Consider the following 13,659-nt stretch of genomic DNA (forward strand, 5'->3'; position numbering starts at 1 on the left):
GCTGTGGAAGATGAGCCCATTCAAATCACCATTTCTGGAGGTGGGCACCGATGGGCAAGGTTGTCGGCATTGACCTTGGCACCACGAACAGCTGTGTTTCCGTGATGGAGGGCGGCAAGCCCACCGTGATCGCGAACGCCGAGGGCTTCCGCACCACGCCCTCCGTGGTTGCTTACACCAAGAACCAGGATCAGCTGGTGGGTCAGATCGCCAAACGTCAGGCGGTGATGAACCCGGATAACACCTTCTATTCCGTCAAGCGTTTCATCGGCCGTCGGGTTGATGAGGTGAACGAGGAATCGAAAGAGGTGAGTTACGGCGTCGAAAAGGCCGGCTCCAACGTGAAGGTGAAGTGCCCGGTTCTCGACAAGCAATTTGCGCCTGAAGAGGTGTCCGCCCAGGTGCTGCGCAAGCTGGCCGAGGACGCCGGTAAGTACCTCGGTGAAACCGTCAGCCAAGCGGTGATTACCGTTCCCGCCTACTTCAACGACTCCCAGCGCCAGGCCACCAAGGACGCCGGCAAGATCGCTGGCCTTGAAGTGCTGCGCATCATCAACGAGCCCACCGCTGCGGCTCTGGCCTACGGCCTCGACAAGAAGAGCAACGAGCGCATCCTGGTCTTCGACCTGGGTGGCGGTACCTTCGACGTGTCCGTTCTGGAAGTTGGCGACGGCGTGTTTGAGGTGTTGTCCACCGCTGGTGACACGCACCTCGGTGGTGACGACTTCGACAAGGTGATCGTTGATCACCTGGCCGAGACCTTCAAATCCAACGAAGGCATCGATCTGCGTCAGGACAAGCAGGCCCTGCAGCGCCTCACCGAAGCCGCTGAAAAAGCCAAGGTGGAGCTGTCCAACGCCACCCAGAGCGAGATCAACCTGCCGTTCATCACGGCCACGCCTGAGGGTCCCAAGCACCTGGATCTCACCCTCACCCGCGCCAAGTTCGAGGAACTGGCCTCCAAGCTGATCGACCGTTGCGCCATGCCTGTGGAGCAGGCGCTCAAGGACGCCAAGCTCTCCTCCGGCGAGCTGGACGAAATCGTGATGGTGGGTGGTTCCACCCGCATTCCGGCCGTGCTCGAACTGGTGAAGCGCATCACCGGCAAAGACCCCAACCAGACGGTGAACCCCGATGAGGTGGTGGCTGTTGGTGCTGCCATTCAAGGCGGTGTGCTGGCCGGGGAGGTGAAGGACATCCTTCTGCTCGACGTCACGCCCCTCTCCCTGGGTGTGGAGACTCTCGGCGGTGTGATGACCAAGATGATCACCCGCAACACCACGGTTCCCACCAAGAAGACCGAGACCTACTCCACGGCTGTGGATGGTCAGACCAACGTGGAAATTCACGTGCTTCAGGGTGAGCGCGAGATGGCATCCGACAACAAGTCGCTTGGAACCTTCCGTCTCGATGGCATCCCCCCGGCTCCCCGGGGCGTGCCTCAGATCGAAGTGACCTTCGACATCGACGCCAACGGCATCCTCAGCGTCACCGCCAAGGACAAGGGCAGCGGCAAGGAGCAGTCCATCTCGATCACCGGTGCGTCGACCCTCTCGGATTCCGAGGTCGACAAGATGGTCAAGGACGCCGAGGCCAACGCCAGCGCTGACAAGGAGAAGCGCGAAAAGATCGACCTCAAGAACCAGGCCGAAACCCTCGTCTACCAGGCTGAAAAGCAGATGGGCGAACTGGGCGACAAGGTTGACGCCGACGCCAAGGCGAAGCTGGAGGAGAAGCGCCTCAAGCTCAAGGAAGCCACCGAGAAGGACGACTACGACGCGATGAAGACCCTGCTTGAGGAACTGCAGCAGGAGCTCTACACCGTGGGCGCTTCCGTTTATCAGCAGGAAGGGGCTGCAGCTGGTGCTGGTGCGCCTGGTGCTGACGCCGGTGCCGGAGCTAACTCCGGTGGTGGCGATGCCAGTGACGACGTCATCGACGCGGAGTTCACCGAGACCAAGTGATCGGTTGATTTACCAACTCACTAGGGCCCCGCGGGGCCCTTTTTTTATGCCTGCTCAAGTGATCTCTGCTCGAGTTCAGCGGCGACCCACTCGGCGGTGCCGGGCGTGAGCAGAACGCCGTTGCGATAGTGCCCACTCGCGAGGATCAACCCGGGTTCCAGCTCCTCCAGCAGAGGGGCCGGGCGATCCACGGGCCGGGCTCGCAGGCCACTCCAATGGCCAACCACCTTGGCTGAGCGCAGCCACTCCGGTGCTCGCTCATTCAGGTTGCGCATCAGCGTCAGAGGATCCTCGGAAGCGCGATCGCCCGGTTCCACGGTGGCCCCGAGTAGCAATCGTCCGGGTGCGGTTGGAATCAGATTGAAGCCCTGATCCACCAGCACCGAGGGCCAGTTGCTCCACGATGTCGGACCCGTTGTCAGTTCCAGTGACAGGGCCTGGCCCAACACCGGTGTCATCGGTCGGGCCTGACCCAGCGGTTCCAGCAATACGTCCGATCTCAGGGCTGTGCAGAGCACCACAAGGTTGTGAACGGTGCTGTCTCCATCGGCGCGATGCACACGCCAGTGGTTGTCGTTGCGCTCCAGATGGACCACCGCCGTGGCATTCAGCTCCACGCTTTGCTTTGCCAGCGCCTGTCGCAGGGCCCGTTGCAGCAGCAGGGGATCCACACGACCGTCGTGGCGCGAGTGCAGGCCACCGTGCCTGGCCGCCGGCCAGACCGCTGCCAGGTCGGCGTTGGTGACCATCTCCAGGCCCAGGTCAACGCGCTGGGCGGCCAGGGCTTCCATCCGCTTAGCCGCTTGTTCGTCCTCGGCGATTTGCAGCAGGCCCGAATGGAGTTTGAGGTCAGGCTGGTGAGCCTGCAGCGTTTCGATCCATTGCGGCCAGAGCTCCATGCTCCGGCGGCGCAGCCTCCAGCCCCGCCCGCTGCTGCGGCGAAACACGTGGCCCATCAGCACCCCGAGGGATGCTGATGTTCCACTCAAATCGTTTGCTGATCCCTCGCGATCAACGGACTGGTTCAGGCGAGGGTCGTAAACAGAAACATCGTGCCCTTGCTGGGCCAGATGCCAAGCGGTGCCGAGGCCGATGGCCCCGGCACCAATCACTCCAATGGAGCGGCTCAGTTGAAGGCCTCAGCGGGGATCAGATCGCTGTAGGCATCAAATCCGGCAGCCACGGCGCTGTAGGACTTCTGCAGACGGCTGAAGTCCTGCAGGCGTGCTGCTTCATCCAGATCAGCCAGAGCTTCTTTCAGGGAGCGGGCCACCTTGGTGGCTTCCTTGCGATCGCTCTTGTCGAGGCGCTGATTGATGTAAAGCATTTCCCGGCTCACTTCTTGCATGGGGCCATGCAGAAGGTTGCGGGTGAACACCCAATCCTTTTCACTCACCAGCCGTGCCAGATCAGGCAGACGGGACTTTGCGTCTTCAAAGGCTGCGGCCTGGCGGCGGATCACGCCCAGGTCGTCAGGACTGATGCCGGCAGCATTGGCAGCAGCCGGGGCCATCAGACCCAGGCTCAAAGCGACGCAGAGGCAGAACGCGGCAAGGCGGCTCAGAGCCTTCAGCATGGTGATCGGAAATTTCCCTGCGACTTTAACCAGCCCCTCCTGCGCGGGAGAATTTTGTTTTTCAAAGCGTTGTTGTGAGTGACGCCACGGTCATCCTTCAGATGATCTGCCCCGATCGGCCGGGTCTGGTCAGTGAATTGGCGGGTTGGGTGGCGGCCAACGGCGGCAGCATTCGCCATGCCGATCACCACACGGATGCGGGAGCTGGGGTGTTTCTCAGCCGGATTGAGTGGCAGCTCCAGGGATTCGGCATTCCCCGCGATGTGCTTCCTGAAGCGGCTCAGGCTCTGGGACAGCGGCTTGGTGGCGAAGCGCAGCTCCACTTTTCAGACGAGTATCCCCGTGTGGCGATTTTTGCCAGCAAGCAGAGCCACTGCCTGCAGGACTTGCTCTGGCGGGTTCAAAGCGGGGAGCTGCCGATGCAGGTTCCCCTGGTCATCGCCAACCATCCGGATCTGGAACCCCTGTGTGCATCCTTTGAGATTCCGTTTGTTTGTGTTCCCGTCGGTCGGGACACCAAAGCGGAAGCGGAGCAGCGGATCCTGGAGCTGCTTGAAAAGAACAAGGTTGAACTTGCGGTGCTGGCCAAATACATGCAGGTGCTGAGCAGTGATTTCCTTGAGCGTTTCCCCCAGGTAATCAACATCCACCATTCGTTTCTGCCAGCGTTCAAGGGTGCTCAGCCGTACCACCGGGCCTGGGACCGTGGGGTCAAGCTCATCGGCGCTACAGCCCACTACGTCACCGAAGATCTGGATGACGGCCCGATTATTGAGCAAACCACCGTTTCCGTCAGCCATCGGGACGAAGTGGAGGATCTGATCCGCAAGGGCCGTGACACGGAACGCCTTGCCTTGGCGCGGGCCCTTCGCTTGCATCTGCGCCGTCAGGTGATGGTCTATCGCGGGCGTACGGCTGTTTTTGCATGACGGCACGTCTGTACGCATGGCTGAGAGGCGACTGTCCGGTCGCCGCATCTCCCTGGGGTTGGTGTTTGTTTCAGCTAGGACTGCTGTTGCTTCCCTCGTCAGTGTTGCTGGCAAGCCTGCTGTTTGTGCCGGCCTTGGCCCTGGGCAGCCTCCGTCGTGAATGCGCCTACTGGCATGACCGCTGGAACTGGCCGCTTCTGTTGGCTGGCGGGCTCATTTTGCTCGGCTATTTCAGCACCTTGCGTGCTGACCTGGCTTGGGCAGGTCTGGCCAATTGGCTGCCTTTTTTCTGGGGGTTCTGGGGATTCCAGCCCTATGTGGCGGCGGCGCTTGTGCTGGTGGGTCTGGTGCTGGCGTTGTTGATCGTGTCCTGGTGCGGCCGCCGCATGAGTTTGTTTGATCGTGCCTGGTGGGCTGCGGTGCTGGTGCTGGTGCTGGTGGTGCTTCATGGCACCGACATGCCGTTCTTTGACAGCCGCCTAAACATTGCCGGTTGGATTCTGTTGGCCGGACTGAGTAGTCGGATTCGGCAGACCGAGATGGCAGCGGTTATCCCAGGCTGAGGGCCTGTTGGCGGTGCTCTTGCAGCTTCTCCTGACTCAAGGGGCCATCGAGATGGCACCAGGGCAACACCGCGTCAGAGGCCCATTCATCGTGCACCACGCTCGCCCAACTGGGAGGCAGCGGTAAGACAACGCCTGCGCTGCGAGCTTCAGGAAGTTCACCGGCCAGGGCCGCTCGGTAGGCCTTTTTCCAACCCCCCAGGCTTTCCTGGGAGCCGCGCACCGCAGCGATCACGGGGGCCAGGCGCCGGTCGCTTCGAGACAGCAGGGCCTGAATCACGCTCCAGCCATAGCTTTCCGGGCGCAGATCAATGCCTTTGGGTTTGAGACGTTTCGCTAGCAGCTTCAGGCGTTTTTCCGCTTCGGGGCGTACCCCTTGCCATTGGAACGGGGTGTGCGCCTTCGGCACAAAGGTGCTCACCCCCAAGGTGAAGCGCAGCCCAGGGGTGCCTTTCTTAAGGCTCAGCAGCAGCGCTGCGGTGCTTTCCACATCGTCGTTGTCTTCACAGGGAAGTCCCACCATTCCGTAGAGCTTCAAGGCCTTGAGGCCACCTTGCTTGGCATGGCGGGCGGCGGCTTCGATTTCTTCGCCGCTGAGCTTTTTGTTCACTACGCGGCGCATGCGCTCGCTGCCGCTTTCGATCGCGATGGTGAGGGATTTGCTGCCTCGTCCTGCCAACACAGCCGCCAGCTTCGGAGTGACCGTTGCGGCCCGCACGGAACTAACGCTGACGCGTAGGTCATCGAAACGATCTTGGGCTAGCCAATGGAGTAGATCGCCGAACTGGGGATGCTGGGTTACGGACGCTCCCAGCAGCCCGAGGCGTTTGGTGGCTTGAAGGCCTTTTTCCACGGCCGGGATCAGCCCGTCATCCAACGACGGTGTTCGGAACGGCAGGGTCAGATAGCTGGCCAGGCAAAAGCGGCATAGTTCCGGGCAGCTGCGCACCACTTCCACCATGTGGATGTCGGGCCACGCCGCTTCCGGCGTGATCACTGTCGAGTGACTGAGGCTGTTGCCGCGCCATGTCTGTTTGGCCACCCGTTCTGGAAGAGTTGCATCCACCGGCGCCACCCCCAAAAGGGTGCCGTCCGCTGCATAGCGGGGTGCATGGAGCTCAGGCACGTAGATCCCCGGCACCCGGGCCAGATGCTGCAGTTGTTCGGCTCGGGGTTGGCCCTTCACGCTCTGAAGGGCATCGATAAAGGCGGGCAGCAGATCCTCGCCATCGCCCAGCAGCACGACATCAAAAAATGGTGCAAGGGGCTCGGGATTGGCGGTCAGTACAGGTCCGCCACCAAACACGATTGGATGCTCGTCGGTGCGCGCGTGGCTCCAGATCGGGATGCGCTGCTGTTCCAGCAGATCGAGCAGGACTGGTCCGTCGAGTTCCCAGCTGAGAGAAAGCCCAAATAGGTCGCAGTGCCTGTGGGGTGGATCTCCTTGATCAGTGAAGAGCCGGCGCACGTCGACGTCGGACCGCATCGCCAGGGTGGACCAGACGATCTGATAACCGAGGCTGGTGATGCCCACGGTGTAGGTGCTGGGAAAGGCCAGCACCGTGCGCAGGGCTCCGGGTTCCGGTGTGGCCGGATCGAACAGCAGCGTTTCCTGGTTCGGCTGGGGCCTCCTGTTGGGCCTGATGGTGGGGTTGGCGGCGTGAACGGACGTCTGTAGCGGTTGAGCTTCATGGCCATCTGATCTTCAGCGTCGAGTTCCATGCCCATCTGACGCTCATAGATCGAGTGGGGGTGGAACAGTCGGGCGATCACAAAGCTGGTGAGACAGGCCACCAGGATCGGTTTGAGGATCAGCAGATCCTTGGTGAGGGCAAAGGCCAGGAACATCGCCGAGATCGGCGTGCGGGAACAGCCTGCAACGAAGGCGCCCATTCCCGCGAACACATAGGTGGTGGGCACATGGCCGGTTAGGGCCTCAACGCCGGAACCACCGGCCAGGCCAATGGCTCCTCCCAGCGTCAGCATCGGCATGAAAAGTCCCCCTGGCGCTCCTGAGCCCGCCGCCAGTCCGGTGCTGAAGAAGAGCACCACAAAGCTGGCGAGGGCCAGGCTGATGTCGGCCTTGCCGGCTCCAATCAGGTGCTTCAGTTCGTTGGGGTTATGGAAGGCATCCGGCAGGGCTGCATAGACGCAGCCCAGCACGAGCCCGCTCACCGTCATGCGCAGGATCAGTCGGTCCCCGAACCAACGGTTGCCTTGCCGCTGCATGGTGAGCACGTAGCGGGTGTAAAGCTCCGCCAGCACACCGATCACCACACCGAGAGCCACCAGATACAGCAGATCCACCGGCAGGAAGCGCACCAGGGGGGTGTACTCCCGTTCCAGTTGAAACCCGATGGTGCTGTTGAGCCCGCCGCCCCCGGGGTTGAGGCCGAGAAAGCCCAGCACATCCGCCAGGGTGTCGGCCGAGAAGGTGGTGATGATCACCAGCAGCAGCACCACGGGCCTGGCGGAGTGGAGCAGTTCCTCGATCGCGTAGATGAATCCACCAATGGGAGCACTGAACACGGCGGCAATACCGGCACCACCACCGGCGGCCACAATCACCCGGCGAAAGGCCACCGGTGCTCGCAGCCAGCGGGACATCTGCCAGGCCACGGAGCCGCCCATCTGAACGGCGGGGCCTTCCGGGCCCAGGGGGAAACCCGAGCCGATGGCAATGATGCCGGCCACCAGTTTCACCAGGCCCACCCGAAGCCCCATCGGAACCGACCGGTGGCGCAGGAAGCCCATGATGTGGGTGATCCCGGCTCCGCCAGCGGCTGGTGACAGGTTGGTGATCAACCAGGCCGAGACCATGCCGCCGATGGCGCCGAGGGCGGGGAGCACCACCCAGGCTGGAAATTCATCGAGCAGGTCGAGCCGCCAATCCCGCAGCAGGTTGATGCCGCTGGTGAACAGCAGGCCGGTGATGGCAGCCCCGAGGCCCGTGAACGCCAGAGCCAAAACCACCACCAGCCAGCGGCGTTCCAACAACCTCCTGATGCTCCGGCTGGAGCCCAGGAGGTGGCGTCGCTGCTTGGGTTCGCTCAGGGAGGGCACAGATGAGGTGATCCGGAATCAGGCCTGAGCCAGAACGGTTGCTTCGTCGTCAGCGCTGACGACGCGCCCCTGGTCTTCAAAGCCGCTGATCTGATCGAAGTTCAGGTAGCGGTAGAGCTCGTCGGAGAGGGGATCGATCTTCTCGGCCGCAATGCTGCGGTATTCCTCCGGGGTGGGAATGCGTCCCAGCTGGGCGCAGACGGCGGCCAGTTCGGCGCTGCCCAGGTACACCTGAGCACCTTTGCCCAGGCGGTTGTTGAAGTTGCGGGTGCTGGTGGAGAACACGGTGGTGTTGTCCTCCACGCGGGCTTGGTTGCCCATGCAGAGGGAGCAACCCGGCATCTCCATGCGGGACCCGGCGGCCTCGAACGTGGCGTAGTAGCCCTCCTCTTTGAGGGTCTCTTCGTCCATCCGCGTTGGCGGACAGACCCACAGGCGGGCCGTGTTCTGGCCGGCGCCTTCCAGCACCTTGGCCGCGGCGCGGTAGTGGCCGATGTTGGTCATGCAGGAGCCGATGAACACCTCCTGCACAGGGTCACCAGCCACCTCGCTGAGCAGCTTCACGTTGTCGGGATCGTTGGGGCAGGCCACCACCGGTTCGGTGAGCTCGTCGAGGTTGATCTCCAGCACTTCCGCGTACTCCGCGTCTGCGTCAGCACTCATCAGCTGGGGATTCGCCAGCCAGGCCTCCATCTCCTTGATCCGTCGGGCCAGGGTGCGGGCGTCGCTGTAGCCGCGGGCAATCATGTTCTTCAGCAGCGTCACGTTGCTGCGCAGGTATTCGCTCACCGTGTCTTCGGAGAGCTTGATCGTGCAGCCGGCGCAGGAGCGTTCGGCGCTGGCATCGGTGAGTTCGAAGGCCTGTTCCAGCTTCAGGTCGGGCAGACCTTCGATCTCCATGATCCGGCCGTTGAACAGGTTCTTCTTGTTGGCCTTTTCAACGGTGAGCAGTCCCCGCTGAATGGCCACCCAGGGGATGGCGTTCACCACGTCCCGGAGCGTGACGCCCGGTTGCAGGGACCCGCTGAAGCGCACCAGCACCGATTCAGGCATGTCCAGTGGCATGGCGCCGATGGCGGCTGCAAAGGCCACCACCCCAGAGCCGCCTGGGAAGGAAATGCCGAGGGGGAAGCGGGTGTGGCTGTCGCCGCCAGTGCCGACGGTGTCGGGCAGAAGCATCCGGTTCAGCCAGCTGTGGATGATGCCGTCACCGGGCCGAAGGGCCACGCCACCGCGCTGGGCGAAGAAGTCGGGTAGTTCGTTCTGGGTCTGCAGATCCACCGGCTTCGGATAAGCGGCGGTGTGGCAGAAGCTCTGCATCACCAGGTCGGAGGAGAAGCCCAGGCAGGCCAGTTCCTTCATTTCGTCCCGCGTCATCGGGCCGGTGGTGTCCTGGGAGCCGACGGTGGTCATCAGCGGTTCGCAGCTGGTGCCGGGTCGGACGCCTGCAAGACCGCAGGCCTTGCCCACCATCTTCTGCGCCAAGGTGAAGCCCTTGCCGGTGTCTGCCGGGGCTGAGGGGCGGATGAACAGATCCGAAGGGGTGAGGCCAAGCTTTGCGCGCACCTTGTCGGTGAGGGCGCGACCGATCATCAGGGGGATGCGACCGCCGGCCCGCACCTCGTCGCTGATCGTGGTGGGCTTCAGCTCGAACCGACTCACTACCTTGCCGTCCCGTTCGATCGTGCCGGCGTGGGGGCGAATGGTGATCACATCACCAGTGTTCAGGTCGGTGACATCGCATTCGATCGGCAGGGCACCGGAGTCTTCAGCGGTGTTGAAAAAGATAGGGGCGATCTTGCCGCCAAGGATCACGCCGCCTGCCCGTTTGTTGGGCACATGGGGAATGTCATTGCCGGTGTGCCAGAGCACCGAATTGATGGCGCTCTTCCGGGAGCTGCCGGTTCCCACCACATCACCGACGTAGGCCACGGGATGGCCTTTCTCTTTCAGGCTCGCGATGGTCTTCAGGCCCTCCGGATCGCGGGTCTCGAGCATCGCCAGGGCATGGACGGGGATGTCCGGCCGGGTGGTGGCGTGGGTGGCCGGCGACAGATCATCCGTGTTGGTTTCGCCTTCAACCTTGAAGACCGTCACGGTGATGCTCTCGGCCAGTTCGGGCTTGGCGGTGAACCACTCGGCTGCGGCCCAGCTGTCCACAACTTGCTTGGCGAAGCGGTTGTCCGCCGCCAGATCCATCACTTCGTTGAAGGCGTCGTAGACGAGCAGCGTTCGGCTGAGTCCCTCAGCAGCACAGCCAGCCAGTGCAGCGTCGGAGTGCTTCAGCAGCTCGATCAGGGCGGCGACGTTGTATCCCCCCACCATCGTTCCCAGCAGCCGGGTGGCCTCCAGTGGTGACACCAGGGGGCTTTTGGCGTCTCCCTGAGCCACGGCACTGAGCCAGGTGGCCTTCACGTAAGCAGCTTCATCCACACCCGGTGGGATCCGCTCGCTGAGCAGGTGCAGCAGGAACTCCTCCTCGCCGGCGGGAGGGTTCTGCAGCAATTCGGTCAGTCCCTGGGTTTGCTCCGCGTTGAGCGGAAGAGCGGGAACGCCCTGGGCTTCCCGGGCGGCGGCCAGCTCGCGGTAAGCGCTCAGCATGGAGATCTCTGTTCAGGGATGACCACCATTCTTCCGGACCGTGTCTGTTGCCAGTGAGCGGGGTGCGTAGCCTTGGTCGGAGTCTCGCGTCCAGTCATGGCCACCACCTCCGATTTGCATGTGGTGGAGACACGTCCCTTGGTGGCCCCTGCTGTGTTGCATCAGGAGCTGCCCATGGACGCGGCGGCGCTCGAGACCGTGGCGTCAGCCCGCCGGCGTATTCAAGAGATCCTCAGTGGCCGTGATCAGCGTCTGCTGGTGGTGGTGGGCCCCTGCTCTGTTCATGACGTCAAGGCTGCCCGGGAGTATGCCCAGCGCTTGGCTCCGATCCGCGAGCGCCTGAAGGATCAGCTCGAGGTGGTGATGCGGGTGTATTTCGAGAAGCCTCGCACCACGGTTGGTTGGAAGGGACTGATCAATGACCCCCATCTCGACGACTCCTACGACATCAACACCGGCCTGCGCCGGGCCCGGGGACTGCTGTTGGATCTCGCCCGGGAGGGGATGCCTGCTGCAACGGAACTGCTCGATCCGGTGGTCCCGCAGTACATCGCTGATTTGATCAGCTGGACCGCGATCGGTGCCAGGACGACGGAAAGTCAGACCCACCGCGAAATGGCCTCAGGGTTGTCGATGCCGATCGGCTACAAGAACAGCACCAACGGCAGCGCCACCATCGCGATCAATGCCATGCAGGCGGCGGCCAAGCCGCATCACTTCCTCGGCATCAATCGCGATGGTCATGCCTCGATCGTCAGCACCACGGGCAATCCCTACGGCCACCTCGTGCTGCGCGGCGGCAGCCAGGGCAGCAATTACCACTTGGAAGCTGTGCAGGAGTCCGCAGCCGAGCTGAGCAAAGCCGGTCTGCAGGATCGTCTGATGGTGGATTGCAGCCATGCCAACAGCAACAAAGACTTCCGCCGACAGGCGGAGGTGCTGGCCAGCGTTGCCGAGCAGTTGCGGGGGGGCTCCAATCACGTGATGGGCGTGATGATCGAGAGCCATCTGGTGGAAGGCAATCAGAAGCTCAACGCAGACCTGACGCAGTTGACCTATGGCCAGAGCGTCACGGATGCCTGCATCAGCCTCGAGACCACCGAAACCCTGTTGGAGGATCTGGCCGCGGCCGTGGCCAGTCGCAAACAGACGGTTACCGCCTGAGCATCAACGTCTTGGTTCAAACCACCAGTTGACTCCAAAGCACCCCCACGCTGAGGGGAACGCTGAGGTTGTCGAGACCGCTCCAGCTGAGCTGCTCCAAACCGGTTGCCATGGCCACCATGCCAAGGGCTGCTGGCAGGGACAGGTCCACCCCCGACCATCGCGCCAGGCCGATCAGCACCAGGCCTGAGACAACGGCCATGGTCATCGTGCCGACGCTTGATTTGGTCTGACCAAACAGAACCCACTTCGGGGACGCGACGTTGCGGCCGATCAACCCTGCAAGCCCATCCCCCAGGGCCATTACCAGAACCCCGGCGGACACCGCATCGGCTCGGGTTGGCCAGAACAGCAGAAGCAGCGTTGTGATTGCGATGCCGTAGGCGATGGTGCCGTAGCTGTTGCGATCAACATCCTCAACGGCGGGGATGAAGCGCCATTGGTGGTTGATCGTCGTCAAAACGGTGATCACCGCCGCAACAGGCAGGGCAACAACGAAGGGAATTTCAAAGAACCAGGCCAAAGGAACCACGGCTCCGGTTCCGATGTGCACAATTTTTCGGCTCAGTTCTCGTTGATTCGGCCGAAGCCGACGGCACAACACCGCGCCCGCTATCACCATCGCCATCCAGGTCAGGATGGCGATGGGTCCGGTGATGGAAAGCAAGTGGCTTAGGCGGCTTGTTGGTGGTTGGTCATAGCGCGCAGCTTGAGAATCGCTTTGGCCTCCAGCTGTCGGACGCGCTCACGCGACACATTGATCTGACGACCGATTTCGGCAAGGGTCAGAGGCTCTTCACCACCAAGACCGAACCGCAACTTCAGAATCTTCTGCTCGCGCTCGTTCAACTGCGAGAGCCAGCCCCCCAGATGTTCTTTCTGGATGCTGCGATCCATCCCCTCCATCGGTTCTTCACCGTTGGGATCCGGGATCAGTTCACCCAGGGTGCTGCGATCTTCCTCGCCACGAGCATGGGCATCCAGGGATGCACAGGGTGCGCTCTGGGAGATCAGATCCTCCAGTTCCCGGGGCTCGATGCCCATGGCACTCGCCAACTCCAGCCGATTCGGTTGACGACCGAAGCGGTGGGACAGCTCCCGGGAGATGCGACGCATCTTGGAGAGCTTTTCGCTGATGTGGATCGGCAGGCGAATGGTGCGGGCACTGTTGTCGATGGCCCGCGTCATGCCTTGGCGAATCCACCAGTAGGCATAGGTGGAAAATTTGTAGCCCATGGCGGGGTCGAACTTGTCGACCGCTCGCTCCAGGCCGATGGCACCTTCCTGAACCAGATCGAGCAGCTCCAGGCCCTGGTTCTGGTATTTCTTCGCCACGCTCACCACGAGGCGGAGGTTGGCGGCCATCATCCTGTCGCGGGCCCGTTTACCCATGCGGATCTTGTGGCGATGCCGGGAGGTCAGCTCCTCTTCCGGTAGCTCCTGAAGTTGCTTCATCGCTTGCACATGGTGTGCAAGTTCGATCTCTTCAGCTGCCGTCAGCAAGGGGATGCGTCCAATGCTGCTCAGATAAAAACCGATGGAGTCGGTGGCAAGCCGCCCTCCTTGTCGAGTTGATGGTCGACGTCCGGTGGACGGCAACGCAGGTTCCTTCCGGGACGACTGTTTTGTCGTGCCGGAAGATTCCAGAGGGATCCCCATCACCCTGGTCTCCTGAATGAATTTGGGCTGAACTTAGCACCAAGCAACAGTGCTGACTGTTTCGAATCGAAAGAATTTCAGGAGCTGAATCTTTGGGCTTTCAAAACAACTGATTCGGCCGTGATCGTGGTGGCTTCAAC

General features: G+C 62.2%; 10 protein-coding genes and 1 pseudogene. 4 read left to right on the plus strand and 7 right to left on the minus strand.

Annotated elements, in window-relative coordinates; genetic code table 11:
• The first annotated feature begins 50 nt into the window (after window positions 1-50).
• Window positions 51-1,964: a molecular chaperone DnaK gene (gene dnaK, locus DXY03_RS06885; protein WP_115009745.1), complete on the plus strand. Its 1,914-nt coding sequence runs from the start codon at window positions 51-53 to the stop codon at window positions 1,962-1,964.
• A gap of 44 nt (window positions 1,965-2,008) precedes the next feature.
• On the opposite strand, the gene DXY03_RS06890 is transcribed toward dnaK, so the two are convergent.
• The gene (locus DXY03_RS06890) at window positions 2,009-3,076 is read right to left on the minus strand and encodes an FAD-binding oxidoreductase (protein ID WP_115009746.1); all 1,068 of its coding nucleotides are present in this window, start codon (window positions 3,074-3,076) and stop codon (window positions 2,009-2,011) included.
• 14 nt (window positions 3,077-3,090) lie between these two features.
• A complete protein-coding gene (psbQ, locus tag DXY03_RS06895; RefSeq protein ID WP_115009747.1) occupies window positions 3,091-3,540 on the minus strand; it encodes a photosystem II protein PsbQ in 450 nt (149 codons plus the stop codon).
• Between the two features lie 74 nt (window positions 3,541-3,614).
• On the opposite strand from psbQ, the gene purU reads away from it, so the two are divergent.
• Entirely contained in the window at window positions 3,615-4,469 is an 855-nt protein-coding gene (purU, locus tag DXY03_RS06900) for a formyltetrahydrofolate deformylase (RefSeq protein ID WP_115009748.1), read from the plus strand.
• A complete protein-coding gene (locus DXY03_RS06905) occupies window positions 4,466-5,032 on the plus strand; it encodes a hypothetical protein (protein ID WP_115009749.1) in 567 nt (188 codons plus the stop codon). The genes purU and DXY03_RS06905 overlap by 4 nt, the downstream gene beginning before the upstream one ends.
• On the opposite strand, the gene DXY03_RS06910 is transcribed toward DXY03_RS06905, so the two are convergent.
• The 3 genes and pseudogenes from DXY03_RS06910 to acnB all read right to left on the minus strand — a co-directional run bounded on the left by DXY03_RS06910 (window position 5,019) and on the right by acnB (window position 10,696).
• A complete protein-coding gene (locus tag DXY03_RS06910) occupies window positions 5,019-6,593 on the minus strand; it encodes a radical SAM protein (protein WP_115009750.1) in 1,575 nt (524 codons plus the stop codon). The genes DXY03_RS06905 and DXY03_RS06910 overlap by 14 nt on opposite strands.
• A gap of 65 nt (window positions 6,594-6,658) precedes the next feature.
• Window positions 6,659-8,095, minus strand: a pseudogene (locus tag DXY03_RS06915) (ClC family H(+)/Cl(-) exchange transporter); the annotation flags it as partial.
• Window positions 8,096-8,113: 18 nt separating this feature from the next.
• Window positions 8,114-10,696, minus strand: a complete 2,583-nt coding sequence (acnB, locus tag DXY03_RS06920; protein WP_115009751.1) for a bifunctional aconitate hydratase 2/2-methylisocitrate dehydratase — start codon at window positions 10,694-10,696, stop codon at window positions 8,114-8,116.
• Between the two features lie 96 nt (window positions 10,697-10,792).
• On the opposite strand from acnB, the gene DXY03_RS06925 reads away from it, so the two are divergent.
• Window positions 10,793-11,860 (plus strand): 3-deoxy-7-phosphoheptulonate synthase, encoded by a 1,068-nt coding sequence (locus DXY03_RS06925; protein ID WP_114988790.1) that lies wholly within the window; start codon window positions 10,793-10,795, stop codon window positions 11,858-11,860.
• Between the two features lie 16 nt (window positions 11,861-11,876).
• On the opposite strand, the gene DXY03_RS06930 is transcribed toward DXY03_RS06925, so the two are convergent.
• Both DXY03_RS06930 and DXY03_RS06935 read right to left on the minus strand, forming a co-directional pair.
• Entirely contained in the window at window positions 11,877-12,488 is a 612-nt protein-coding gene (locus DXY03_RS06930; protein WP_170952001.1) for a diacylglycerol/polyprenol kinase family protein, read from the minus strand.
• 44 nt (window positions 12,489-12,532) lie between these two features.
• Window positions 12,533-13,519 carry an RpoD/SigA family RNA polymerase sigma factor gene (locus DXY03_RS06935; RefSeq protein ID WP_115009753.1) on the minus strand — a complete coding sequence of 329 codons (987 nt, stop codon included), beginning with the start codon at window positions 13,517-13,519 and terminating at the stop codon, window positions 12,533-12,535.
• Between the last annotated feature and the right edge of the window lie 140 nt (window positions 13,520-13,659).

Source organism: Synechococcus sp. N5, assembly GCF_900473925.1.
Taxonomy (GTDB): Bacteria; Cyanobacteriota; Cyanobacteriia; order PCC-6307; family Cyanobiaceae; genus Parasynechococcus.

Bases quoted from the DNA above. Each gene is read 5' to 3' on its own strand.
- dnaK (WP_115009745.1), top strand. From the start codon at position 51: ATGGGCAAGGTTGTCGGCATTGACCTTGGCACCACGAACAGCTGTGTT.
- psbQ (WP_115009747.1), bottom strand. From the start codon at position 3,540: ATGCTGAAGGCTCTGAGCCGCCTTGCCGCGTTCTGCCTCTGCGTCGCT.
- DXY03_RS06905 (WP_115009749.1), top strand. From the start codon at position 4,466: ATGACGGCACGTCTGTACGCATGGCTGAGAGGCGACTGTCCGGTCGCC.
- acnB (WP_115009751.1), bottom strand. From the start codon at position 10,696: ATGCTGAGCGCTTACCGCGAGCTGGCCGCCGCCCGGGAAGCCCAGGGC.
- DXY03_RS06925 (WP_114988790.1), top strand. From the start codon at position 10,793: ATGGCCACCACCTCCGATTTGCATGTGGTGGAGACACGTCCCTTGGTG.
- DXY03_RS06930 (WP_170952001.1), bottom strand. From the start codon at position 12,488: ATGGCGATGGTGATAGCGGGCGCGGTGTTGTGCCGTCGGCTTCGGCCG.
- DXY03_RS06935 (WP_115009753.1), bottom strand. From the start codon at position 13,519: ATGGGGATCCCTCTGGAATCTTCCGGCACGACAAAACAGTCGTCCCGG.